This window comes from Vibrio sp. B7 (assembly GCF_963888765.1).
Classification (GTDB): Bacteria; Pseudomonadota; Gammaproteobacteria; order Enterobacterales; family Vibrionaceae; genus Vibrio; species Vibrio anguillarum.
Genome location: NZ_CAWPKR010000036.1, coordinates 264577 through 289339, shown reverse-complemented (window position 1 = coordinate 289339; position 24763 = coordinate 264577). Strand labels below are relative to the sequence as shown.

At 41.5% G+C, this 24763-nt stretch carries 25 protein-coding genes and 1 tRNA gene; 13 read left to right on the top strand and 13 right to left on the bottom strand.

Features of this window, described 5'->3' with window-relative positions; translation table 11 throughout:
- The 9 genes from AACV32_RS13745 to AACV32_RS13705 form a co-directional block, all read left to right on the top strand.
- The coding region (locus AACV32_RS13745) for a replication initiation factor domain-containing protein (protein ID WP_170895287.1) at positions 1–716 on the top strand (716 nt) is incomplete at its 5' end.
- Positions 717–722: 6 nt separating this feature from the next.
- Positions 723–1088 (top strand): DUF1293 family protein, encoded by a 366-nt coding sequence (locus tag AACV32_RS13740; RefSeq protein ID WP_088728848.1) that lies wholly within the window; start codon positions 723–725, stop codon positions 1086–1088.
- Complete coding sequence (locus AACV32_RS13735) at positions 1088–1318, top strand: hypothetical protein (protein WP_026028490.1); 231 nt, start codon at positions 1088–1090, stop codon at positions 1316–1318. The genes AACV32_RS13740 and AACV32_RS13735 overlap by 1 nt, the downstream gene beginning before the upstream one ends.
- A 29-nt stretch (positions 1319–1347) precedes the next feature.
- Positions 1348–1566 (top strand): hypothetical protein, encoded by a 219-nt coding sequence (locus tag AACV32_RS13730; protein ID WP_017041960.1) that lies wholly within the window; start codon positions 1348–1350, stop codon positions 1564–1566.
- 134 nt (positions 1567–1700) lie between these two features.
- Positions 1701–3011: a hypothetical protein gene (locus tag AACV32_RS13725; RefSeq protein WP_170895286.1), complete on the top strand. Its 1311-nt coding sequence runs from the start codon at positions 1701–1703 to the stop codon at positions 3009–3011.
- Positions 3012–3151: 140 nt separating this feature from the next.
- The gene (locus AACV32_RS13720; protein ID WP_017049550.1) at positions 3152–3355 is read left to right on the top strand and encodes a DUF2523 family protein; all 204 of its coding nucleotides are present in this window, start codon (positions 3152–3154) and stop codon (positions 3353–3355) included.
- 2 nt (positions 3356–3357) lie between these two features.
- Positions 3358–4731 (top strand): zonular occludens toxin domain-containing protein, encoded by a 1374-nt coding sequence (locus tag AACV32_RS13715; RefSeq protein WP_170895285.1) that lies wholly within the window; start codon positions 3358–3360, stop codon positions 4729–4731.
- Positions 4732–5377: 646 nt separating this feature from the next.
- Positions 5378–6541 carry a cytotoxin gene (locus tag AACV32_RS13710; RefSeq protein ID WP_170895284.1) on the top strand — a complete coding sequence of 388 codons (1164 nt, stop codon included), beginning with the start codon at positions 5378–5380 and terminating at the stop codon, positions 6539–6541.
- 482 nt (positions 6542–7023) lie between these two features.
- Positions 7024–7398, top strand: coding sequence for a MotA/TolQ/ExbB proton channel family protein (locus AACV32_RS13705; RefSeq protein ID WP_017049554.1), 375 nt, complete (start codon positions 7024–7026; stop codon positions 7396–7398).
- A gap of 461 nt (positions 7399–7859) precedes the next feature.
- On the opposite strand, the gene AACV32_RS13700 is transcribed toward AACV32_RS13705, so the two are convergent.
- The 9 genes from AACV32_RS13700 to AACV32_RS13660 all read right to left on the bottom strand — a co-directional run bounded on the left by AACV32_RS13700 (position 7860) and on the right by AACV32_RS13660 (position 16324).
- Positions 7860–8015, bottom strand: coding sequence for a YoaH family protein (locus AACV32_RS13700; RefSeq protein ID WP_013867794.1), 156 nt, complete (start codon positions 8013–8015; stop codon positions 7860–7862).
- A gap of 45 nt (positions 8016–8060) precedes the next feature.
- Positions 8061–9251 (bottom strand): conjugal transfer protein TraF, encoded by a 1191-nt coding sequence (locus AACV32_RS13695; protein ID WP_013867795.1) that lies wholly within the window; start codon positions 9249–9251, stop codon positions 8061–8063.
- A 60-nt stretch (positions 9252–9311) separates the two neighbouring features.
- On the bottom strand, positions 9312–10196 hold the full coding sequence (locus tag AACV32_RS13690; protein ID WP_013867796.1) for a DUF2861 family protein: 885 nt from the start codon (positions 10194–10196) through the stop codon (positions 9312–9314).
- Positions 10193–10852, bottom strand: coding sequence for a response regulator transcription factor VxrB (gene vxrB, locus AACV32_RS13685; RefSeq protein ID WP_013867797.1), 660 nt, complete (start codon positions 10850–10852; stop codon positions 10193–10195). Before vxrB ends, AACV32_RS13690 begins: the two co-directional genes overlap by 4 nt.
- Entirely contained in the window at positions 10827–12281 is a 1455-nt protein-coding gene (gene vxrA, locus AACV32_RS13680) for a sensor histidine kinase VxrA (protein ID WP_170895283.1), read from the bottom strand. The genes vxrB and vxrA overlap by 26 nt, the downstream gene beginning before the upstream one ends.
- Positions 12282–12432: 151 nt before the next feature.
- Positions 12433–13809, bottom strand: a complete 1377-nt coding sequence (gene pntB / locus AACV32_RS13675) for a Re/Si-specific NAD(P)(+) transhydrogenase subunit beta (protein WP_017046914.1) — start codon at positions 13807–13809, stop codon at positions 12433–12435.
- Between the two features lie 11 nt (positions 13810–13820).
- Positions 13821–15371: a Re/Si-specific NAD(P)(+) transhydrogenase subunit alpha gene (locus AACV32_RS13670; RefSeq protein WP_170895282.1), complete on the bottom strand. Its 1551-nt coding sequence runs from the start codon at positions 15369–15371 to the stop codon at positions 13821–13823.
- Positions 15372–15660: 289 nt separating this feature from the next.
- Complete coding sequence (locus AACV32_RS13665) at positions 15661–15945, bottom strand: HlyU family transcriptional regulator (protein ID WP_026028968.1); 285 nt, start codon at positions 15943–15945, stop codon at positions 15661–15663.
- A gap of 10 nt (positions 15946–15955) precedes the next feature.
- Positions 15956–16324, bottom strand: coding sequence for a late competence development ComFB family protein (locus AACV32_RS13660; protein ID WP_013867802.1), 369 nt, complete (start codon positions 16322–16324; stop codon positions 15956–15958).
- Positions 16325–16438: 114 nt separating this feature from the next.
- On the opposite strand from AACV32_RS13660, the gene AACV32_RS13655 reads away from it, so the two are divergent.
- Positions 16439–17803, top strand: coding sequence for a GGDEF domain-containing protein (locus tag AACV32_RS13655; RefSeq protein ID WP_094132280.1), 1365 nt, complete (start codon positions 16439–16441; stop codon positions 17801–17803).
- Between the two features lie 175 nt (positions 17804–17978).
- On the top strand, positions 17979–18191 hold the full coding sequence (locus tag AACV32_RS13650; protein ID WP_013867804.1) for a cold-shock protein: 213 nt from the start codon (positions 17979–17981) through the stop codon (positions 18189–18191).
- 81 nt (positions 18192–18272) lie between these two features.
- Here AACV32_RS13650 and AACV32_RS13645 read toward each other — a convergent pair.
- Together AACV32_RS13645 and AACV32_RS13640 are read right to left on the bottom strand one after the other, a co-directional pair.
- Positions 18273–18347, bottom strand: a tRNA-Gly gene (locus AACV32_RS13645).
- Positions 18348–18511: 164 nt separating this feature from the next.
- Entirely contained in the window at positions 18512–20509 is a 1998-nt protein-coding gene (locus AACV32_RS13640) for a methyl-accepting chemotaxis protein (protein WP_249339499.1), read from the bottom strand.
- A gap of 247 nt (positions 20510–20756) precedes the next feature.
- Between AACV32_RS13640 and AACV32_RS13635 the strand changes: the two genes are divergently transcribed.
- Positions 20757–23108, top strand: a complete 2352-nt coding sequence (locus AACV32_RS13635) for a fatty acid cis/trans isomerase (protein ID WP_170895280.1) — start codon at positions 20757–20759, stop codon at positions 23106–23108.
- Between the two features lie 35 nt (positions 23109–23143).
- Positions 23144–23332 (top strand): hypothetical protein, encoded by a 189-nt coding sequence (locus AACV32_RS13630; RefSeq protein WP_013867807.1) that lies wholly within the window; start codon positions 23144–23146, stop codon positions 23330–23332.
- 59 nt (positions 23333–23391) lie between these two features.
- Here the strand turns inward: AACV32_RS13630 and AACV32_RS13625 are convergent, their stop codons facing one another.
- The gene (locus tag AACV32_RS13625) at positions 23392–23889 is read right to left on the bottom strand and encodes an RNA-binding S4 domain-containing protein (protein ID WP_047691143.1); all 498 of its coding nucleotides are present in this window, start codon (positions 23887–23889) and stop codon (positions 23392–23394) included.
- 74 nt (positions 23890–23963) lie between these two features.
- Entirely contained in the window at positions 23964–24632 is a 669-nt protein-coding gene (locus AACV32_RS13620) for a glutathione S-transferase family protein (RefSeq protein WP_013867809.1), read from the bottom strand.
- Positions 24633–24763: the final 131 nt, after the last annotated feature.

The window sequence follows — 24763 nt, the reverse complement described above, 5'->3', positions numbered from 1 at the left end:
TCGGCGGAAATCGCGATACTGTGCATTTTCAGATTACAGGCCACGGCTGCAAGCATCTGTTTGCTAATCGCTCTTGTCGTTTCTTGCATCATTGGATTTCAACGGTTTTATGTTGTAAGCAACTCTCGCGTATTGATTTAGCCTTTGATGATTACGACGGTTTACATACTTGTGAGGCTGCGGAAAACGTTTCGCGTCTCGGTGGCTTTAAGCGTTCTCGTGGTTTCAGTCCTAAAATATCCAATGGCGATGAGTGTGATTGGGACGAGAGCGGCAATAAAATATTTTCTCGTGAAGAGCGTAATTTTGGCTCTCGTCAGTCGCTCGTATATTGGCGCGTATATAACAAGAAATTAGAGCGTAATATTACGGCTGAGGATTTTTCGTGGTATCGCTCTGAGGTTGAATTAAAAAAATGGGACACGGATATATTATTAAATCCTGTCGGGGGCTTTGTTGCATTAAATGCTTATGCCGCCTCTTTACTCTCAAATACCGTTGAGCCTGTAATAACAAAAACTAAATCTAGAAAGCGCGTTGCTTGTGATGTATTAGCTGCGTCTTATTGGGCTAAGCGACAATATGGCCGCTTGGTTAATTCTTTACTTGAACTTTATCAAGGCGACTTTGAAAAAGTTGTCACCACCCTGGTTAGGGACGATACGGTTTTATTGTATCCCTCTATGCACCGAAAATTAATTAATGCTTTGGAGTAAATTACTATGTCTCGTCCATCTATTTTTGTATTGGGTATTTCATTTTTCAAAAACGATTTTAAAGGCGAATTCGCACAACTTAATATTTCGCGTCCTCTAAAGCCGCTTAATATTGATAACGACAAGTTTAAAATGACTCGTCGTACTGTTGGTGAATCGGGTGAAGTCTCCAAGTATGACCAGCCGCTAATCATTGACTTTAACTATGCGCTTGAGCTTGAGCGTGTTGGTGCTCTCGTTCCACGCCGTGAGTATGAAGTGGATTTAGGCTTAAATATGGATGACCCTCTTTCGGGCTCTATCGTTACGAAATTAATTCCAGTGGATGAAGAGATTAAAGCCCACTTTAAAGCGTGTGGTTTAATTAAATAATGTCTAACTGCGTAATACAATACAACGGCTATTTAATGCTTGCCCCACAAGAGTTTAATTGTACTTACGTCATATTAACGCCTAGTGAGTTGGAACAATTACAAAGCAGTTCGCTAGGTTCGTTAACTATCGACCCTCAATTATACGCTGACGTTAGCGGTTATTTATTATTAGCTTTCGTCTCTGGTCATGTTTTGGATCGTGTTTTAAAAGGCCTCGGTCGAGGTTAATCATTAACTTAGTAAAGAGAGTAAATACTATGAAATTTATCAACGTCATGAAAAAACACGCTGCAACTATCACAACTGGTGTTACTGCTGCGGTAGCTTCTGCAAGTTCATTCGCTGTTACTGTTCCAGAGTCTATCGAAGCGGCTGTTACTTCTGGCCAGTCAAACTACAGCCTTGTTGTTGTTGGCTTAATTACAATGGCTGCGGTTGGCTTTGGTCTGCGCATGATTGTAGGTGCAATGAAATAACATGTTAGAACTCGTTTCGGACGTCATCACTGTTCTTATTGCTCTTTCAACTGGTGGGGCGTTCGTTTACGGGCTCTACACTGGTATCAACGCCTCCTGATTGGGGGCGTTTTTTCTTACTTCTGGGGGGTTACATGCGTAGCGCAATCAATACCGCTCTTTTCATTCTCTTCTTACTGCTCGCGTTCCTAACCTCTGTTGCGTCTCATGCTGCTGTTTGCCCAATTGGAAATACTCCGTCTTTGAAATGGCCACTTGGCACTGCTCGTATTGCTTCCGCTTGTGTTGATGGCTGTCGAGCCTCTGAGGGTATCGAGGGGCAAAATACTTGGACGTGTTCTGATAAACTTCAATATTGTACGGGCTATTTTGTGACAACTGGTGATGCCTGTACGGGCTCTGATGACACCAATGGCACCTGTGACGCTAACGGTAATTGCACTGACAACGGCGGTTCTAATCCTGACCCCGACCCTACGGACCCGCATTATAATCACGTTATAGATGGTCAACTTGCAGTTATGCCCGGTGTTATCTCCGGTCTTGATTCATCATCCGCACAATTAGCAAAGGCTTTACGAATTGGTGCTTATATGAATGCTGAGGTGGCTAAATCCACTCATATAATTTCACCTTTACTTGCTGACTTAATTGATGTTTCGCGCGGTCAAAGAAATATACTGTCAAATATGGCTAATAAGCCAACTCCTAATTATTCAGAGCCTTTGTATTCCATTTTAAACACACTTAATAATATTAATAATGGCGGCGGCTCTGGTAATGATTACTCATTTGATATTTCCAATATAAAAGGAAATACAGAGAGAACACATAGGGCGCTGTTAAATCAAAAATTATCCATTGATATGACCAATATGAATACCCGTCTTACTAAAGATGCGGTGTTAACATCTAATCAATATCTTGATAATATTATGATGACGCTTGAAAACATTGATTCTAATATGGGTTCCGGCTCTGGTGGCGGCGATAATTCTGGTGTAATTAATGCACTTAATAATCAAACTGGCGAGCTTAAAGGTGGTTTAAACTCGCTGGGTCAAGGTATTGACAGCCTTAACGATGCGCTCTCCACTGGCTCTTATGTTAGTCGTGAGTTCAAAGGAAAAGTCGATTTTGATACTGTTGGCCTTTATAAGCCTGATTTGCTTGAGTCCGTTCTTGCTGATACTGAAGAGTTAAAACAGCAATATGAGCAACAAATTGATGAGTTTAAAAAGATATTTAGCTTTGATGTATCCCAATTAAACAGCGGTCAATATAAAGAGCATTCATTAGACTTTGTATTACCCAACGGAAAACAATTAAATTTAAAGTCCGGCGTATTGCCTGCTTTTATTGACCAAGCTAATTTAATTGCTGCTGTAATCTTGTTTATTGCATCAGTTATTGCAGTCAAAGCAATTCTAGGGAGTCGTAAATAATGGAATCATTATTATTAATCGTTCAGTAAATCGGTGATTTCTTTCAGACTATCATTGATTTCTTTTTAAATATTCCAGATTACTTCGAACAACTAACCATTTTTATTAATGCTTATTATATTAAGTTGAAGTTGAAATGGATGGTTTATTCTTTGGTCTTTGCTTATAAAACAGCATCATATTTATTAAATGATATTGGCTTCACTCAAATCATCATATTAACGTTTAATGCTCTGCCTGATGAATTACGCTTTTATGCTTTCTTATTTAAAATACCGCAAGCGATAAATATCATATTTACAGGCTTTACCACTGCGTTTGTTATTTCAGTGTCGAGGTTTTAACGATGGCTATCACGATTAGAACGGGTGCTAATGGCTCTTATAAGTCCGCTTATGCTGCTTACTTTGTTATTTTTGAGGCATTAAAGGCGGGGCGTGTTGTCGTTACTAACATTGAAGGGATGCAGCCACTTGATGCTATTCAGAAGCGTCTTGATATAGAGTTCCCGTCTACTACTCGCCTTATTCGTATCTTCTCAAGGGACGCGGAAGGGATTGAACTCTGGCAACACTTTTTTTGTTGGTGTCCTCTTGGGGCGCTGATTGTTATTGATGAGTGTCAGGACATCTTCTCTAAAAACATTGGGTTCAGGATGGATAAAGTATTTTATCGTCCTTTGTCTGAATTCTTGCCAAAACTTCCCAAGGATTACGAATCGTTTTTTTACTCTCGCTATACGCCTGCTGATATGACTAATTTAGACCCGTCTGAGACTGACGACCGAGGTCGAGCAGAATATGACGACCAAGGCCGCATAATCTACCCATTTTCTTTTAATGAGGGTTTCCAGCGTCATAGAAAATATAACTGGGATATTGAGTTGTTATCGCCTGATTGGGGTCAAATTGATTCAGCAATCCGCGCACCGGCTGAGCAATGTTTTTTCCATAAAGGCCGTGACCAATTCTTTTGGGCAAAACGCAAGCCTTACATCTATAAGCACGCTAAAAACGCTAAAAACACATCAACGCCAGTGATACCAAAGGGCAAAGACCCTAATCTTACCAAGAAAAAAATACCGCTTGATGCGTTCTTGCTCTACAAGTCAACAGCGACGGGTATTGCTCGTGCTTCTGGCGCTCTCAATGTGTTAGCGAAAAATCCGGCACTCATTGCGGTTTTTCTAATTATCATTTTAGGCATAGGATACTTAACGTATGGTTTATCCCGTCTGGTTTTTGGTTCTTCTTCGGAGATTCAGGACGCGCAAGCGGACTCGACTCAATCTAGCGTTTCTCAATCGTCCAGTGTCAGCAATAAGGCGGATTCTTCGTCTAATTCTTCTGTATCTGATGGTGGGAATAGCAATACGGCTGCTAGTGGTTCCGGTGGTCCATCTGGTTCTGGGCGTTTAGATGGTTTACGTTCGATGCTTGGCTTGTATGATATTCAAAACTTGTACTACACGGGCCATACCACAAAAAAAGGGCCAAATGGTTTCAAGTTCTTTATTACGCTTGAGGCCAAAACACCAGACGGAACGTATTATTTTGATGATACGTTTCTCGCGGCCAACGATATCAAATACGCTCACTATGACGATTGCTTGCTCAAGCTGACAAAAGACAACATGAATCTAAACGTATTTTGCAAACCGCGCGCACTGGATGCGCCAGTTCCTGAACGCGCTGAAGTCAAACTCAACTCTATTTTTTAAGAGGCCGCTTAGCGGCCTTTTTACTGCCAAGCGATAAATGACATACCGATTTGCGCGAGTATGTCAAAAAATGACATACCAACCCCGTAGGGATAAGAGTGCGCGTGCGCGAACGATGCACCAAGCCGCCCGACTAGGGTTAGTGGTTCTCTAGATTCAATCGGCGCGGTTTCTAACTGCCCATGCTTATCGACATGCTGCCACCCTTCATCCTGCTAGAACATCCCCTCGCAGAGCCTCTCCGCATCAGTGGGGCTTTATGCCACTGCAACCCTATGGACGTTCAGCGTTTGGGCTTTGCGAGTGTCGAGCAATGCCCTTGCCTCTTTCATACAGGATCATTTATTGAGAATTAGGATCTTTGCTCGTGAGAGAGCGTGCACGACGACGAGGACTGAGGAGGAGGAGCGAGAGCGAACGAGAACCCCCGTCTTGTACTACGGGGGTACTACGGGGGTACTTTCCACCTAACTATCAGGCTTAGCGGTGTTTTTTCATTATTCTTTTGTAGCAATACGCAACAAAACAAATAAAGATGATTTTTATGGTGACATCAGTTCCGTTTAACTTAAGCGCATATATTGCGCACATGTTTTCTTTGTAATAGTACTATGCGTATATTCAGATAAAGCGAATGGATTGTGATATGAACTTAGCCGATATTTTTGACCCTTCTAAACCTCATAAGTGTCCCGTGATGCATCCTAACCCGCTAGAGTGTCCTTGTGCGAGTTGTGAGATGGCTAGGGAATCCGCTGCATCAAAGGCAGCATTAGATCGCGCTACTGCTAGCAATTTTGCGCCTACAAGCTCTTTAATGCCAGTAAAGCAAGTTATTAAGGAACCCGTAATAACAAAAGAGAGCCCCGGAGAAAAAATTGAAAGACAGGGTAAAGAACGACTTCAGGAGCGAAAAAAAAGCTGGCAAGAAATTCAAGCTAGTGAGGCTCGATACGCTGAGCATAGAAAGAAGATAGTCGCTGACCGTAAAGTGGAAAAACAAAATAACCATATTTATGTGGGTGAAGAACGAGAGTTTCCTGATGCAATTTTGTCACCTATGCCAGCATCAAGAATGGGAATGAACGATGCGATAGGAAAACGCGTATTGCCATCTGATCTACTTGATTCCAGCTTTGCTAATCAGCCTGTTAGCACTGACGTCGTCGCTCTTCAGATCTCATCACTCAGCCCTGAGACTCAAAAGGAAGTAAGAGAGAGTGGTGAACTTGTTTTTAGTGGCATGCAGTACAAATACACTCATGGAACAGTAGGTACTATCCAAGTCATCGACACATTCTCAGGTGAACAGCCCGATAAAAATACATCAGAGATGGCCTACTGGGTCGCGCAAGGCAAATATCTCAATATACCCAAACACCCCGATCCTCATCGCGACCATTTATATGTTTTCACACCAAACTTTAGCGGTTGCTCTTTTGTTGTGGATGACTGGGGAGATGAAGTAATCAGAGTTTACCATGTGGAAGGTGGCAAAGAAGATAAGCAATACAATGACGTGGAGAACCACGGTAAAGGATTGATTAATTATATGAGTTTTCGTGATTATGGTTTTTACCAAAAAGGTAGCACCACTATTAAGAATATTACAGGCTTTGCTTTTATGCGTTACAACACTCAAATTCGAAATTGGGAAATTCATTATCAGAAGCAAGAGCATGCCCCTTGTATCAGCCAACCTATGACATCAGCTAAATCACTTTTCTCACAAGAAAAACACACGGCAAAAGTTCTGGCGTCGAAGGAGTCTCGCGTGGTGGAAACGGGAACCATTGTAATAAAGCGCTAACTCTGAGGTAATAATGAGTTTTAGCTGTATACGAATGAGCGTCTGAGGGATGTTTTAGGGGGGAAACCTAGCGATTTAACATAATTTCCTGTGGTAATCTTGGTTCAATATTGTGTTTTTCTTTGGGCATTCTTTGTTAGATTTCTTTTATGATAATCACTTGTTATGAACTTTGTTGCTTAGAATGTTATGTCATCATCGTTAATCACGAGTGCTATAGAGCAAATCTATGGTCGTGTGTCCGAGAGAAATGCTGCTAATAAATTGTATAAAGTGCTTGTTCCTGAGCTTCATGAGGCGTTGGAGAGTGGAAAGCCAATTAGCGATCCTCAAGTCCAGCGGTTAATTGCTGCAATCAGTGATCTACCATCAGCAGGTGCTAAACAACGAAACTTTGTAAGGCGTTACATGCAAGATAGAGATTCTATGCTGCGTCTACCACGTAACCCTGACAGTCTTATGTACGGTTTTTGGTGGTAAATATGATTAGTAAATTTATAAAAATTTTATATGTAGTTAGTACTTTTCTTATAATAAATGAAATAGCGTCTCTTGGTGATGTATTGCAATTTATAGATTTGAGTAGCTTTTTAATTGTGGCTATCCCTAGTCTTCTAGCTTGTGCTGTTGGTTGGTTTGAATCTAAAACTGCTGCAATTCATTGCGCTTTTTATTCTTTAATTTTGAGCGGGATCTTGGGTGCGGTTATCGGGCTTATACGAACTTTTTCAGATGCCATGGGTGATAGCGTTATTCTTCAGGCTGGTATAAGTGTTTCTTTACTTCCTATTTTTTACGGCCTCTCTATCGCATTGTTGATTTTACCTTTTTATTTAATGAGCAAATCGACTAAATGAAAGATAAAAGCCCCTTACGGGGCTAATTTATGCCTTTATTTTGCTGATTGCTCGCGCGAATTTAAGCCGCTTAGATAGTGTTTTCACATCGTTGACCGCCTCAATTTCTAACAACGCTATACCGGCTAAAATTTCTTGGGGTGTTACAAGCTGCCCTGTCGGCAATTCCATTCTGTTATAGTGCATTTTGTTTACCCTAACACGATCAGCACTTATTCGAGATGAACGCAGTGACATGTAATAAAATTACACTAGGTCGATTCGTGATATTCGTACAGTTTTTTATCCTACCATATCTTGTTGTTTTTATTGAAAATTATCCTTTTCTGTTCGATCGAATTCGATATGTGCAATGAATTCGTTTCTGGTTTGTAATGATTTAAAGTCGAGATAATAAGGGTATAAAAAGCGTCCACTAGTGAGTGAACGCTCTTATGCAATGGAAATAGTTAGGTTGAGAATTAATTCGTTTTATCTGCAGATTTTTCTGCTCTAATTTGGGATGCAACGATTTTTATGGCTTCTGCGGTACTGATACCTTGAGCCATTAGTTGTTGAATTTTCTCAACAGCTTCTTGCTGTTCTTGGTGAGATAAAGTTGGAATATCATCAAACATTTAAAAAGGCTCCGGTTGATTAGGAGCCTGACTATAGAGATCGAGTTAATAACTAGCAAGGAAATTTATGTAAGCTCCCATCGCATTATCGTTTGTATAGCTAGCTCCAATGTCCAGTTGGAAGAGATTGAGAGGTGAGATCCCTACCCCTGCTGTGATTGTTCCATCAACATTATCGTATGCTAAGTTCTTCTTATATCCTGCTCTTAATTTTAACTGACGCATGATATCGATTTCACCACCTACTCGAATCATCTGTGTATTGTCGTTAAAATTAGTGTAGCGCTCTTCTTCATTAAGATCATAATCCACGCTTAATGTGGCATAGTCTGCAACAATGCCTACGCCTACTGTATAAAGTGGCCTCATTTGGTATGCGTAGCCAATATTGATGTCTCGTGTTTTACCGAATTGGCTCTTAAGACTCTTAGTGTAAGATTGAGTTTGAATGTCTCTCTTGACTAAATTGGTTGCGGAAAATCCAACTCTTAAAGGCCCATAAAACCACAATGCGCCGGCATCAAGGTTGAACATGGTTTCACCTTGGCCATTATCTCGTGCATCTTTGATATCGTAATCGGTTACGCTTGCTGAATATACATAGGTGTAGATGCGTTGAAGTTTAGGTGTTACACCAAAGGCAATATGTTGGCCTAAAAATGTTTGGTACTTGGCTAGCGAGAAACCCACTTCTGTTACCCCAACGGAAACAGCGTTCACTGCGCTGAGCTCTGCGTTTTCGACAGTTTGTAGCTCAGGAGTTAATGATGCAGTATTTTCGCCGCTGTAAATATCAGGAGTGACAAACGTTTCGGTATAGGCTTTGGCGAATAAATTAGCCGCTATAAATTGGTTAGGAATGGCAAAGGCGACAACACCGCCAATTTCGGCTTTTAGTTTATCATTTTGTAAATTATCTAAACTTTTCTGCAGCTGTTCAGTATTTGTGTAATCTTTTTTTTCTATGAAGCTTGAAATGCTGTCTAAATCATCGACCATGTGGTCTTCATCATTATAAGAAATCCCGAAACTCGGAACGATCATACCTACGTCATCGTTACGACGATAAATAGCCACAAGTGCAGGGTTATAAAATGGAGCCGTGAGAAAGTTCGCAGATACAACCCCTACACCACCCATCGCATCCCCTCGTGCCTCTATTGCATAATTGGCTGCGAAGCTGAAAGATGGTGTAAGTACGACTGCAAGTGGGAGTATTTTAATGAAATTTTTCATAATGTTATAAACGTGTCGTTTCCTTTATGTCTATAACGGCACATTGTCTATTATCTTTAATTATTCATCTACTGAAACATCGTAGGTTTTACTGATTACTTGAGATTGCTCAATGATAATCGGCCCTTGCCAACGCTGTTGAGTCATTGATACCGCTAATACATAACGGTCTGCAGCCAAATTAGTGATTTCAAGTTCATTAGGATACTCAGACTCGTATCGTTGACTCCATATTTCAGAGTATTTTCCATCGATGTAATCATACAGCGATACATTGAGTTCAGGTAAAGGACAATATGGATTGAGTAGCGCTTTTTTTTCAATTTGCCATTGATCTTTCGAAGCCCAACGTACAATTTGCTTTGCTTTGGGTTCACCAAGCACAATCCATGCGCTCCAAGATTGCTGATCTTTGGCTGTTATATCAAGACGGTATAAACCCATTGTAATTTTACTATTGAGATTATAACGCTTTAAGTAATGTGTCTTTCCAGTGACGCTGTCACTCGAAGTGGTCGTTAATACACTATCGGTTGATAAACTTTTATCGACCCACTGCGCCAGCCTAATATCAGCAAGTGGTTTCTCAGCGTCCACTTCTATATCAACATGAAATGCATCTCTTCCTGGGCTCTGGATCTCTTGCCTATTAATGGTGATTGATTTAAGCCATTCAGGGAGTGGTTTTTTGTCTAAACTTTTACCGCAATCAACGGTTAATGATTGTAATAATAATTCATTGAGATGGCTCTGAATGTTTTTGTTATGTTCAAGCTGCCACACTTCGACAAGTGAGTTAAACATTGCTTCTAAATTATTATTTAAAAGATTCTGATGCGCTTGGGTAAGCGGTGTGATTTGATCAAACCACTCAACATTTTGTGCTTTGGTAGGAATAGTCACAAATGCTATGCCTACCAATAGTAAACGAGATTTCTGCATCACGCTTTCATCTTGTATCCAACACCGCGCAAGGTTTCAATCTCTAAGCCTGGAAGTTTTTGGCGCAATTGCAACACGTGGGTATCTACGGTTCTTGTCGTTGGAAAGTGGTTATAACCCCATACATGATCAAGCAATTCGTCACGCGTAAACACTCTCCCGAGATTGCTTGCTAAAAATAAGAGTAAGTCAAATTCAGTACGCGTTAAGGTAATTGAATCTTCTTTAAAAAAAACTTCTCTTGTGGCTTTATCAATAACAAGATTGGGTGTAACCACTTTCGTGTCATCCTGCCCTTCTGATTCTGGTGAACGAAGCTGGGCTCGAATTCGTGCAAATAATTCAGCCTCGGCAAAAGGCTTGGTTAAGTAATCATTTGCCCCCGCGTCCAATCCAGCCACTTTGTCTTTGACCGTAACAAGTGCGGTTAAAAGAATTACTGGCAACTCTTTTATTTTACGCCATTCTGGCAAATGCTGAACAGAATCGCCATCGGGTAATTGGCGATCGAGGATGACTAAGTCTGCACTGTCCCAATGCTGTTTAACATCTGCAATAGTTTCTGCATGTAAACAGTCATACCCTGCTTGTTCAAGGCTTACTAATAAGCCATCGGCAAGGTTTTTATCATCTTCAACGAGAAGCAATGTCTGTTTCACAGGGGATCTCCAATATAAATGTGGTTGGCGGTCCTGCGAGTGTCATCTTACCACCCATCCGACCTACCATTGATTCTACAATAGTCAAACCTAAACCTAAGCCACTTTTGCTGACGAAAGGTTTACGCAAATTTCTCCAATCTCGATGATTTAACAGACCTTGATCTGTAACTTTGATCGTGATTGAATTTTGTTTAGTTGTTACCTCTAACGTAACTGGAGCAACACCGTATTTTACTGCGTTTCTAATTAAGTTATCGATGCATGTCCCAAGCCAATAAACATTCAGTTTAGCTGCAATATCTTTGTTTATAACAAGATCTATGCTTTCGCGAAACTCTTCTTCCACTTTGTATTGTAACCATTCTTCAACGGAAGGTACCCAGTCTGTTGCAAGCGGCCTGCTCTCTGACTGTAAATAATCCTTACTGGCTTCGGCTAGTTGCCGTAAACGTCTGGAATCTTCGCATAGTCGTCTAAACTCATCGTAAACAGTTGATGGTAACCTTTCAAATTCGCGCCGAAATCCTTCAACGGTTAGCGATAGACTTGCAATGGGTGTTCTGAGCTCGTGAGTAAGAATCTGCAGCACCAACATACGACTTTTCATTTCCTGTCGTTTTGAATTCCAACGATAAAGGGACCAGCCTAATACAAGTATTATGTTAGCTAGGACAAGAATTACCATACTTATCCGTAACACGTTGGAATGATCTTCAACATTCCAACAAATGTTGCCTCTTTGAATAAAACAGGTCGAATTTTCCGAGGCCATGCTATAGCTGAGTCCTGCTTTACTCGCGTTGTCTAACCATACGTCTTCGTTAAAAACGTAATAAATATCCCCTTTTCTCAGCCAAAGATCGTTGTTCTCTACAAACATGGTTGCACCTGATATAAGTGCTAAGATCGTATCTTCATTCATGTTTTGGATGCGGCCAAGCAAAGAATCCATACTTGCTTTGGTGCGCTCTCGTATGTGCATATATTGCTGTAACTCTACAAATTTCTCAGGGTATTTTTTCACATAACGAGCCGCATATGTCCCACCTCCTGGGTGAATCAAAGCGCTTCTCGCAAACCATTTCGACGGTAATGGGGATCCTTTACAGATAGCTCTCGTGAAGACTAATGGCTCTGTTATGAGTGGGCTCAGCGGCAACTTACCTGTACAGCTTTGAGATAATTTGTATAACAACTGTAGATCTTTTAAAGGGTATTCAGCAGTTTGCGGTAACATTGATTCGGGAGTCAATAAGCGAGTTGGATAATCAACCTGCAAAGTACGGATATCATAACTTACATCAGCGGTACTATAATCAAAAAGCGACGCAAAAAGGTCGATGCGTTCTGGCAACGAATCGGCATAGGTTTGAATAGGTATTAGAACTAAAATAGCCCAAAAGTAGGTCTTAATCGCTTTAAACAAGTTTTATTTTCATTAATGGTTTAGATTAAAAACTATATAACATTATTAACTAATAATACATTGTACGTGTTATATCCATGTCAATAATGATTGCTCAAAAACAGAAGAAGCCAGCAAAATGCTGGCTTCTTTATTATCCTAATCGTAGATGCTATAACGCTTTTGAGATGGCGTCTACACTCTCTTTTGCATCACCAAAAAGCATGTAGGTATTATCTTTAAAGAAAAGAGGGTTTTGTACACCCGCGTAGCCAGTATTCATTGAACGCTTGAATACAATGACATTTTGCGCTTTCCATACTTCCAACACTGGCATTCCGGCGATCGGACTGTTCGGATCTTCTAATGCTGCTGGGTTTACTGTGTCATTTGCACCGATCACCAAAACCGTATCCGTTTCAGTAAAATCATCATTTATTTCGTCCATTTCTAACACAATGTCATAAGGCACTTTTGCTTCAGCAAGCAGTACGTTCATATGGCCAGGCAAACGTCCCGCTACTGGATGAATACCAAAGCGAACTTTAATGCCTTGTGCACGTAACTTCTCCGTGATTTCGTGAACAGGATACTGTGCTTGAGCCACTGCCATGCCATACCCTGGAGTGATGATCACTGACTTAGAGTTTTTCAGCATTTCGGCTACTTCTTCAGCGTTTATTTCACGGTGTTCACCGTATTCAACGTCTGCGCTGATAGCTACATCCTGGCCAAAGCCCCCGGCAATCACACTAACAAAAGAGCGGTTCATCGCTTTACACATAATGTAAGAAAGAATGGCACCTGAAGAACCAACCAGTGCTCCGGTTACGATCAACAAATCATTCGCTAACATAAAGCCAGCCGCTGCCGCTGCCCAACCTGAATAGGAGTTAAGCATCGATACCACAACGGGCATGTCTGCACCACCAATCGAAGCCACCAAATGGTAGCCAAACGCGAACGCTATCAGAGTCATAATAATCAATGCAAACATGCTGCCACCATTATTAACAAAGTAAATCATTAATAATGTGGAGACAACAATGGCCGCGAGGTTGAGCTTATGCTTATGAGGGAGGTTGAGCGACGACGACGAAATGATTCCACGCAGTTTACCAAAGGCGACGATAGATCCTGTAAAGGTGACGGCACCAATAAATACCCCAATGAACACTTCAACCAAATGAATCACGTGTTCAGCGTGATCGAGTACAATTGGCGCATCGATATAGCTGTTATAACCCACTAATACCGCAGCCATGCCCACAAAACTGTGGAGAATAGCCACAAGTTCGGGCATTTCGGTCATTTCTACTTTTTTAGCATAATGAATACCGATACCACCCCCAATTACCATCGCCAACAATACCCAAGCTAAGCCCTGCGCATCTGGACGAAAAATAGTGGCGATGAGTGCGATAGCCATACCCGCGATACCATAGTAGTTACCAGCTCTTGCTGATTCCTGCTTTGATAATCCAGCAAGGCTCATGATGAAGAAGATAGCAGCAATAATATATGCGGCTTGTACTAATCCTGCAGACATATATTACTCCCTTAGCCTTTACGGAACATTTCAAGCATACGTTTGGTGACTGTAAAACCACCAAAGATGTTAATGCTTGCAATTAAAACAGCGATAAACGCGAGGAAAGTGACCACACCACTCCCTTGACCTATCTGCAATAAAGCTCCGACCACAATAATGCCGGAAATTGCATTGGTAACGGACATCAAAGGAGTATGTAAAGCATGAGTAACATTCCAAACGACGTAGTAACCCACAACACACGCTAAAACAAAAACGGTGAAATGGCTTAAGAAAGCCGCAGGTGCGACCGATGCGATCCAAGCAAAAGCGCCAACGGCAGCAACTAAGCCAGTAATTTTTTTCGTCGCAGAAACGGGTTCTTGTTTTTTTGGTTCAGGTCTAGTTGGTGCGGTCTTGACTTGCGGTTGCGCAGAGACTTGGATCGGTGGTGCTGGCCACGTTATTTCGCCTTCTTTCACGACCGTCACACCACGTAAAACAACGTCTTCAAAGTCAATATTGATGGATCCATCTTTTTCCTTGCATAACAATTTCAGCAAGTTAACGATGTTTGTTGAATATAATTGAGAGGATTGTGTTGGTAAGCGGCCAACCATATCAGTATAACCGACCACTTTCACACCATTGGCGGTTGTAATCACCTGATCGGCAACCGTGTATTCACAGTTCCCTCCGTTTGCAGCTGCAAGATCGACGATCACGCTACCAGCGCTCATACTGTCGACCATCTCTTTGGTGATCAGCTTAGGGGCTGGACGTCCAGGGATCAAAGCCGTCGTGATAATGATGTCGACATCTTTAGCTTGCGCTGCATACAGTTCAGCGGCCTTTTTATTAAAGTCGTCAGACATCTCTTTGGCGTAACCATCGCCTGAACCAGCCGTTTCTTGGAAATCGACTTCCAAAAACTCTGCACCCATTGATTGAACTTGTTCTTTTACTTCTGGGCGAACATCAAAAGCTCGTACAATTGCCCCCAGACTGCCTGCGGCACCGATAGCAGCGAGGCCAGCAACGCCAGCTCCAGCAACCAGTACTTTTGCCGGCGGGACTTTGCCCGCTGCGGTAATTTGCCCTGTAAAGAAGCGGCCAAATTCATGTGCAGCTTCAACAACAGCGCGGTAGCCAGCAATGTTAGCCATTGATGACAAAGCGTCTAAAGCTTGTGCTCTGGATATTCTCGGCACTGAGTCCATCGCCAGCACGTTGATTTTTTTACTTGATAACTGTTCCATCAATTCTGGGTTTTGTGCAGGCCAGATAAAACTGATTAGGCTTGCCTCTTCTTTGATCAAAGCAACCTCATTAATCGATTGTTCTTCATCAACAATCGGCGCATTGACCTTCAAGATAATGTCTGAATTCCAAACATCTTGTGTCGAAACAATCGTGGCACCAGCCGCCTCAAAAGCCGCATCATCAAAACTGGCTAAAACCCCAGCTTGAGTTTCAATGGAGACGTCGAAGCCTAGTTTGATTAATTGCGCTACCGAACTCGGTGAAGCTGCAACCCGTGTTTCACCCGTAAGGGTCTCTTTTGGTACACCAATTTGCATAGTTATTCCTTGACTATTGGCACAATGATTATTCTGTTTTTATCTAACCACCAGCATAACTGCAAGCAGTTTGTAATAAAAATACAAAATGCTATTACATATAAGGTTAAGTAATGAGTGATTGTCATAGGTGAAAGACAAAAACACAACGACATCCAAACAAAGAAGAGGTCGAACCACTTATCACAAAGCTCTATAAAAACAGGATATTAGCCATGTATTTTACTCAATGAATAAGGGTATCGACTAATGAGGATATTCATTATGATTTTTATCAAGTTGGACGATGTTAGGAAAAGATTTTCTCGCCCATCTGATCGATGAGCATTTTTGCTTTTTTAAGCATAAGCTCATCAGCGTCGCTTCTGCTAGCTACGACATCGGAGCGGATAAAACGGTGAGTACATATTTCACCATTAACATCTTTACTAATTTTACCAGCGACACGATATTGCCCTGATTCAGACATTGCATCTTGGTAAATTAAAAAACCTTTATATTCAATGGGATCCAAAAGCTTCATTTTTGAGTCATTGCCTGACCCTTGATTAAATAAACGAGAAAAAAATCCCACAAGAGCTCCTTTAAGACTTGTTTGTTTCAATAATCGGCTTCTCGAACCACTCTAGTTCTAAGTTATCGTCAAAGCGCAATTGGCCTAGAATGATAGGAATATCATCTTCTCTGTGTCTACGTCGATCATTAACGATCATGCTTTCCGCCGATTCAACGGCAACTTGTGCATTCTCTTTAAGTATGACCAATTTTTCTTCAGGTAGCGCAGAGAGAAAATCTATGTCGTATCGAATATAGATCGGTCTCAATTGAGCAAGGGATAAGCAAGCAAGATCGGCAAGCTGCTCATTATCATAGTGATTTACATACTTATCTTCAGCCAATACGCGTCCGACAAGTGTTTCCATGTAATTATGTACATCAACACTGATTTGCATCCTTACACTCCTTCCTCTTCGTACTAATCAAAATATTTAGATAGAACTTAGCAGTAACAACTTAGCGTACCTTGGTGATTTTATACAACTTTTAGATGCGTTGTCGTCTAAACTTTGTTCAAGTGCTCGCTTTCATTTAGTAAGTCTAGCAAAAAGCTTGGCAATCTATTAAATAAAAGTATGCTATGGGCCTTATTATCAATTTTAATTTTAAATGCCACAAAGGTCATATTTGTATTATTAATGCCGACAAGTTTTGTATCATCTCATTGGTTTCGATTCTTATTCCCAATAGGGTTGCTAATAGCCATTATGTTGGGGATGGAAAACGTCATTCTGATCACTAGCGCCAATATTGGCTTCGCTAGTAACCTGCCTTATATTCTTTTCACGGTAGCAATCGCATTAGGACACATTTTTAAGCAAGGGCGTTTGGCTATGATCTCGACAGCGATGATGGTGGCCTACGCAATCATCCAGTGGCGCTTACAGATGCCCCTTTCTACGGGAACAACCTTGCTAGAGCTTTCGTTATTAAGTTTGTTATTACCCGTTTTGTGTTTAGTACCTTATGCGTTAGGAAGTAATGCTACTGTATTGAGTAAAACTTATGGCTTATACATCGCTATTTTGCTGCTGTTAATGTTTTGGGCCGTTGTTACTTTGATGTACGTCAGTGATGGCGGATTTGAGAATTTTAGCCAAGTTTTTTTAGTAACTATACCGAAAATATCGAAATTGCCATTTTTGTTGGTGATGTACCTCTTGGCATTAATTGGGGTCTCCGCAATATTTGTGCTCACGCGAAACCAGATCTTAGACACCAGCATTTACGCCAGTATTTTACTTTCCTCCGTCACCTTTATTTTTTTCCACGTGAGTTATATCTCAAGCACACTTTTCTCTCTAGCCGGGGTTTTATTGATCTTATATCTAATTTCGGCGGGTCATAAAATGGCGTTTATTGATCGCTTAACGGGTATCCCAGGTCGCCACGCCTTAGATCTTGACATCAAATACTTAGGCAAAAAATATGCGATAGCGATGCTAGATATAGACCATTTTAAGCAGTTCAATGATCGCTATGGTCATGACACTGGTGATGATGTGCTTAAGTTGATTGCTAGCCGTTTATTGCTGACTCAAGGAAACGCACGTGTTTATCGCTACGGTGGTGAAGAGTTTACCATCCTATTTAAAGGAAAAAATGCACAGCAAGCTGCAATCTACTTAGATTTGCTTCGCAAAGATATTGAACAGTACCAAATGGTCATTAGGAACGCAGAAGACAGACCAAAAGACGATAAGCTCGGTTCCAAGAAGCGTGAGCAGAAAACACCATCAAATCTTGTCTCTATTACGGTTAGTATTGGCGTTGCTGATAGCTACGCCTCAGAAAAACCTGAAGCAGTGTTAAAAATTGCGGATCAAGCGCTCTATAAAGCTAAACAAAATGGCAGAAATAGAGTTGAAGTATGAACAGTTACCTTGATTTAATGCATCACATTTTGGTATAGAAATCGCAAAATTTGATATTCAACAAGGCGTACATCACATTCACAGAAACTTCATTAGATTGTGCAAAATACTTTGGTTAAGTTATTCATGTTGCAACTGTTTCGCAACGTCAAAACAACATAGCAAGAGTAAGATTATGAGTGAAAAAGTAAACGGAATTGTAAAGTGGTTCAACCAAGATAAAGGTTTTGGCTTTATTACCCCAGATAATGGCAGCAAAGATGTATTTGTACATTTTTCCGCTATTACAGGTGAAGGGCGCCGCAACTTAGTCGATGGCCAAAAGGTGAGTTTTGTAATCACTGATGGTCAAAAAGGGCCACAAGCAGAGAGCGTCAGTCCCGTTTAAATTTTTAAAAAGAACGACTCTAATCCACTCTTTCTAGGGTGGATTTTTTGTTTCTAGTAGACTGGATAAATACGAGAATATTGGAGCGGGCAGCGGGAATCGAACCCGCATCATCAGCTTGGAAGGCTGAGGTAATAGCCATTATACGATGCCCGCGCACCGAATTGACGCTGTCACTATGCCACAGTTAGCAAAAAAGAAAACCCATTTTTTATCAAAACCCGTTCAAGCGAACAGTAAATAAACAAAGTAAATTCAATTGGTTGAGATTTGTGTGGCTTTTGGTTATTTTTAACTCAATTGAATATCTACTCTTGCGTTTAAATTTTGAACTTTTCCATTTCTTGATTGAGTACAGTGACATTATCTTTTACTTGCGCTGACGTTTGGTTTGAGATTTGGCTAATACTTGCCACACTTTCCACCGAACTGACAACCTCTTGCATGAATTGAGTCATTTGGTGTGTTGATTGTTGTTGTAGATCCGCCGCCGAGGATAACTGGTGCATTTCCTTATCTAACGCCGTTATTTTTCCTTGTACGTCCATCATTTTGTTGAAGGCGTGGATGGTCTGCGTCGCACCTTCATTGGCAAGGTTCTGACTCATGTTAATTTCATTGACCACAGCCGCAGTCGCTGACTGTATGGCGTTTATAATAGTGTTAATTTCTGTGGTTGATTGAGTGGTTCGAGTCGCCAGCAGCCTAACTTCATCCGCTACCACAGCAAAGCCTCGTCCGTATTCTCCGGCTCTTGCGGCCTCAATCGCCGCATTTAAGGCTAGAAGGTTAGTTTGTGCCGCTAATCCCTCTATTACTTCGGTCACACGCCCAATCAATTCGCTTTCTCGACTAAGATCGAGCACCAATTGCGTTGCCTTTTGTATGGTTTGATCAAGCTTATCAATACTCTTTCTATTTTGTTCTAGCGCCGAGGCTCCCTCTTTGAGCTCATTTTGTGATAACAAAAGAGATTGCGTAGATTGTTCAGCTTTTTCTGCGGTCACCATAGAATACTGCGCCACATCGCTTAAACGTACTGTAACCTGCTCAATACTTGCTCTCTGCTGCTGTACTTGCTGCCGAGTGTTTGAGTTATAGTTCAGAAGCTCATCCATGTTTTGACTGACCTGTTGCGCTTTGGTACTAACTCCCTGAACGATCGTTCGCAGTGAGTTGTTCATATTGTTTATCGCGGCGGTAAGCTGAGATAGCTCGTCGCTACCTTCACACAAAAGTGCTGGTTGAGAGACATCTCCTGCCGCAATGATTTCGGCTCTCTTTCCGATTCGACTCACTCTGCGGCCGATATTCTTACCTAAGTAATTGGAAAGCAAAACAGCAACTGAAACAGTCACGGCAATCATGATAAATAACACGTTAATCACATTACTAATGCTACGACTCATCCTTTCGCCACTTTGCTCTGCTTTTGATTGTTGAGTGGCGATAACATCTTCAAGACGGTTAGTCATTTTATCTACGGCAGGCATAAGTTGTGTGGCCATTTTTTGATTGACGCCGTTCCATTGCTCAGATTGGCGTATCGCAATCACCTGCTGTGCGAGTGGGAAATAAAGCTGCTGCATCTCATTAAATAATGACCAAAGACTCTGTTCATCATCCGATAGCAAAGAGGACTTTTCCACAATTTCAGCAACAGATTGGTTATGAGAGTTAATCAGGTCTTGATATTTTTCGAGATGTTCAGGCTTCGCATACAGTAAGAAATCTCGCAACGATGCCAGTGCATTAGCTAACGAATTATAGCTGTCAGCATACAATTTAAAGAGACGTTTCCGCTCCCCTCCTTCTTTGTTAGTCGACTCGTCGTTAATCAGCCCTTGTAACTGGTCAAGGGCAACTTCTGCTATGGGGGCGGCCTCGTTAATGAATAATGTGTGGGCAGGTAAATTATACTCACTTTGGCTCAGTAATACGATGCCTTGGATATGCGCTTTGATTGCAGCCCATTCGCTTATGATCGCGGTGTATTGCTCACTGAGAATCAGCGTTTCTAACACAGGTACCGTTTTGTCCATCTGTCCAATAATAGTTTCAAGTTTTGTCAGTTGCGTTGCACCCACTGCACTTTGAGAACCCACCAATAAATAGGCGCGTAACGTTGAAATAACCTCTTGCATCGACTGCTGAATATTTCGGCTAGTATTCACGGTTGGCAGATCCGTTTGCAGCAATGAATTGGTGTGAGTTTCGACTTGCGTAATACTGCGATAGGTAAAAAAGGTCGAAATGATAAGAAGCACCACCAGCAATAAAAAACTTAATTGCAACTTCCCTGATATCGAGAGTTTCATCCTTTGACTCCTCAAAATTTTATTCGTTTAACTATAGCGGGTTCAATGGGTTTATTAAATGCGTATAGCCAATGCGAGTCTACCGTATACTCGTCTTATAACCCTAAATTGAGCATTGTGCGTTCAGTTGTGGCGTTTATTCCACTCGGGCGATTTATCATCCCTAATGCGCTATTTTCATCGTTTTGTGGTGCATTTTGTTAATCTTTGCTTTAATTGGGACAAATATTCCTAAATTTCTCATGTTATGTCTTTTCATCGACTTATTATTCTTAGCATCGTGTTTTTTTCAGGATGTGCAATGTATGCGGGCTTGAACTATGACCAACTGTTTGGTGAAGCAAGCGTTCAGTCAAGACAATCGCCAGTAGATTCAAAAGAAGCCTCTTTCTTTTTAAATGATGTTAAACCCATCATCGATCAGCGCTGCGTGGTCTGTCACGCCTGTTATGATGCGCCCTGCCAGCTAAAAATGTCTTCAGTTGAAGGGATTGATCGTGGAGCCAGTAAAGCGTTGGTTTATCATGGTACGCGTCTGACGGCGTCGGCTCCTACCCGTTTGTTTGAAGATGCACAATACACAGAGCAGTGGCGAGATTTTGGTTTTCATCCTGTGCTGAACGAGAGATCTCAAACGCCTACCGCGAATCTAGAAGCAGGATTAGTCGCGAAATTATTAATGCAAAAAGAGGAACATCCGTTACCAGAACAAGATCAGCTAACAGGTTTTGATTTTTCGATAGATCGCGAACAAGTTTGTCCAACAATTGAAGAGTACGGACAGTACAAACAAGATCATCCAACGTGGGGAATGCCTTATGGCATGCCAAATCTTAGCCCTCTTGAATACAATACGCTACTCACGTGGCTCAGAGATGGCGCAATCATGAATGGTCATATTTCGCTCACTTCTGATCAGGAGAAATCGGTTGCGCAATACGAAAACTTTTTAAATAAAGGTACAGCAAAGAATCAGTTAATGGCTCGTTATATCTACGAGCATCTTTTTCTTTATCACCTTTATTTTTCTGAACTTGCTGGTCAGCCTAGATTTTTCACTTTGATACGTTCGACAACGCCCCCAGGCGAGCCGGTTAACCGAATTGCGACAAGGCGTCCTTACGATAATCCTGGTGTAGAACGCGTCTACTACCGTTTGATTCCTGAGCAAGGCAGTATCGTAGATAAAACTCATTTACCCTATGCGTTGAATAAAAAACGTCTAGATGATTGGCAGGCATGGTTCATTCGGCCTAATTATCAAGTCTCGGTTTTGCCTAGCTATGATATTGAAGTTGCCGCCAATCCGATGACGGCATTTGATGCCCTTCCGGTTAAAGCACGCTTTCGATTTATGTTAGACAATGCTCAAAACACCATCATGGCTTTTATCAAAGGGCCAGTGTGTCGTGGCCAGCTAGCCCTGAATGTTATTAACGACCATTTTTGGGTGTTCTTTTTAGACCCAGAGAAAGCTGATTTACCCGAAGTGAATCAATTTTATCGCTCGCAAGCCGCGAATCTGAAACTGCCAAGCGAGTTGGAAAGTAACACGTTGCCTATTACTCATTGGGTCCGTTATGCGCATCAACAAGCACGTTATTTGAAAGCAAAATCTGAATTTACTAATCAGTGGTTCAAAAATGGCGAGAACTTAACCACGGATGTACTGTGGATGGGTGATGGCTATAACCCGAATGCGGCACTGACTATTTTTAGGCATTTCGATAGCGCATCGGTAGTGCAAGGTTTGGTGGGAGAAAAACCCAAAACAGCATGGGTTTTAGACTATGCGCTACTAGAAAGAATCCATTATTTACTGGTGGCGGGTTTTGATGTTTACGGCAATTTCGGCCACCAGCTCATTACTCGCATGTTTATGGATTTTCTGCGTCTTGAAGGTGAAAGTAATTTTGTCTCTCTGCTGCCTAGAGAGATAAGGCACCAAGAGCAGTCAAGTTGGTATCAAAATCAAAGCACTCAACTCAGTGACTTTTTGCAACGTAACGTTGCCCCTTTTGATCAACCGACCAGTATTGTTTACCACACGCAAGATCCAAAATCTGAGTTGTTTGATCTTTTGAAGTCTGAGCTTCAACCTGTGTTATCAAATCGTTATTCGATAATTGACACTGGTTTTTCAAAGCGTAGTGAACAGATGTTAAATAGCATTAATAAGATCAAAGGTGAAGGGTTGTTGGCTGTGCCACAAATTATCATGTTGATGATCACGGCTGAAAACGGAGAGGATCAACTGTTTACTTTGTTACACAATAACGCCCATCTCAATATTTCAAGTCTATTTGATGAACAAAGCAACCGTGACCCAGCGAATGATGATTTGACTCTAGTGAGAGGGGTCATTGGCAGTTACCCTTCTGCTTATTTGTCACTGCATGAACACGAGATCGCAGAATTGGTGATGCTATTGAGTAAAATGCAAAATGAGCAGGACTACGTTAAGTTGCTCGATAGGTTCGCCATTCGCCGCAGTTCTTCGAAGTTTTGGCCGTTCAGCGATAAAGTTCATGCATGGTATCGAAAAAATCAACCTGTCGAATCTGGTTTACTTGACTACAATAGATTTGAAAACAGATAAAAGTCACCTTTAATGGGTGAGATGAGAGGTGCCAAATGACCATACGCGACAGCATTGAAGCACTAGAACAACAAATTTATGTAGCCTGTTCTGAAGGTGACTATGAGACAGTCAATCAGTTAGAACATCAGTTGGAAGTGTTACTGTATAAGGCACAACACCCTTTTGATGATGATCCTAATGGGTTAAATAGCGGTTCGACGACAAATGACGAATGGCGTTGAATAAAAGACGGGAGCCATATCGCTCCCGTCTATTTATCAGATCATTAAAAAACAGAAAATTAGAAAAAGTCTATTGAGTTGCGGCCACTTTCAGCATCTTTGCTGTTAGGTGCATCGGAGTTCTCTTTCTTTGTGGTCGCCGGCTTATTTCTAGCCGATTTGGTTTTTGACACCTTTTGCTTCGGCTTAGGCACATTTGTTGCTGCCACTACCGACGTCACATTAGTTTCAGGTACTTCAGTCACGGGTTGATCACACAATACAACGTAGTACTCCTGGTTAAATTCAAGAAAATCCCCATTGTACATTTTACGTCGTTTTCGAGTTTCAAGTTCTCCATTGACTGCCACGTAACCATCGCTAATCAGGAATTTTGCTTGCCCGCCACCATCCACTAGGTTAGCAATCTTTAACACCTTATAAAGCTCAATAGGTTGCGACGAAACTTCAATACCAATCGCCTCTATTTCAATTTCTTCGTTTTCTAATGTGTCTTTATCGTTAATCATTACGTTTTTCTTATCACGAATTTTCACGCAGTGTAATGCTAAATGCACAAATTAGGAACCACAGTTAAATACTTCAACTGAACTTATAAGCCCACCGTTTTGTCATACACACATCACTCAGGTTACCTTGTCACCATTTTCTGAATGCGTTCCGCTCGCTGTTCATCGCTTTCTTGACTTGGTGGTGGCACGGTAAGCCCCTTAATCACTGCAGGGCGTTGCGCGATTTCCGCCAACCAACGTTGTAGGTGCTCGAGCCCGTCAATATTAATGCCACTCCATTCGTAAATTCTCACCCATGGCCATGTTGCGATATCGGCGATGGTGTATTCATCACCCGCAAGATAACGGTGATGCTCTAATTGGCTATCCATGACTTCAAATAGACGTCGCCCTTCTTTTTGGTAACGATCAATGGCAGGTTGTATTTTTTCTGGAAAGTAACGAAAGAAGACGTTCGCTTGTCCCATCATCGGCCCTACGCCTCCCATTTGAAACATTAACCATTGGATCACTTGAGAGCGGGCTTTCGGATCTACGGGCAGAAATTTTCCCGTTTTTTCTGCCAAGTAAAGCAAAATTGCCCCAGATTCAAATACTGGAAAATCATCGTTATCTTTATCTACAATTGCGGGAATGCGTCCATTTGGATTGATGGCCGTAAACTCAGGCTCTTTTTGCTGATTGGTTGAAAGATCAAAAGCGTTGACCTTGTATGGCAACCCCATTTCTTCTAATGCAATGGAGATTTTCTGACCATTCGGCGTTGCGGCGGTATACAGTTCAATCATTCTTAGGCTCCTCGGTGAAATGACGGGCGTTACTCAACGGATTTAAGCAAATAGCAAAATTGCCACTTTGTGTCTCAACAAGGATATAAGCAGTAATCTCTTTAGACGTAAACTCTCATGCACGATAAACT

Coding starts and splice junctions, on each gene's coding strand:
- AACV32_RS13715 (WP_170895285.1), top strand. CDS start 3,358: ATGGCTATCACGATTAGAACGGGTGCTAATGGCTCTTATAAGTCCGCT.
- AACV32_RS13700 (WP_013867794.1), bottom strand. CDS start 8,015: ATGTTTGATGATATTCCAACTTTATCTCACCAAGAACAGCAAGAAGCT.
- AACV32_RS13670 (WP_170895282.1), bottom strand. CDS start 15,371: ATGCAAATTGGTGTACCAAAAGAGACCCTTACGGGTGAAACACGGGTT.
- AACV32_RS13730 (WP_017041960.1), top strand. CDS start 1,348: ATGAAATTTATCAACGTCATGAAAAAACACGCTGCAACTATCACAACT.
- AACV32_RS13705 (WP_017049554.1), top strand. CDS start 7,024: ATGATTAGTAAATTTATAAAAATTTTATATGTAGTTAGTACTTTTCTT.
- AACV32_RS13640 (WP_249339499.1), bottom strand. CDS start 20,509: ATGAAACTCTCGATATCAGGGAAGTTGCAATTAAGTTTTTTATTGCTG.
- AACV32_RS13695 (WP_013867795.1), bottom strand. CDS start 9,251: ATGAAAAATTTCATTAAAATACTCCCACTTGCAGTCGTACTTACACCA.
- AACV32_RS13740 (WP_088728848.1), top strand. CDS start 723: ATGTCTCGTCCATCTATTTTTGTATTGGGTATTTCATTTTTCAAAAAC.
- AACV32_RS13620 (WP_013867809.1), bottom strand. CDS start 24,632: ATGATTGAACTGTATACCGCCGCAACGCCGAATGGTCAGAAAATCTCC.
- pntB (WP_017046914.1), bottom strand. CDS start 13,809: ATGTCTGCAGGATTAGTACAAGCCGCATATATTATTGCTGCTATCTTC.
- AACV32_RS13725 (WP_170895286.1), top strand. CDS start 1,701: ATGCGTAGCGCAATCAATACCGCTCTTTTCATTCTCTTCTTACTGCTC.
- AACV32_RS13720 (WP_017049550.1), top strand. CDS start 3,152: ATGGTTTATTCTTTGGTCTTTGCTTATAAAACAGCATCATATTTATTA.
- AACV32_RS13650 (WP_013867804.1), top strand. CDS start 17,979: ATGAGTGAAAAAGTAAACGGAATTGTAAAGTGGTTCAACCAAGATAAA.
- AACV32_RS13735 (WP_026028490.1), top strand. CDS start 1,088: ATGTCTAACTGCGTAATACAATACAACGGCTATTTAATGCTTGCCCCA.
- AACV32_RS13710 (WP_170895284.1), top strand. CDS start 5,378: ATGAACTTAGCCGATATTTTTGACCCTTCTAAACCTCATAAGTGTCCC.
- AACV32_RS13635 (WP_170895280.1), top strand. CDS start 20,757: ATGTCTTTTCATCGACTTATTATTCTTAGCATCGTGTTTTTTTCAGGA.
- AACV32_RS13630 (WP_013867807.1), top strand. CDS start 23,144: ATGACCATACGCGACAGCATTGAAGCACTAGAACAACAAATTTATGTA.
- AACV32_RS13660 (WP_013867802.1), bottom strand. CDS start 16,324: ATGCAAATCAGTGTTGATGTACATAATTACATGGAAACACTTGTCGGA.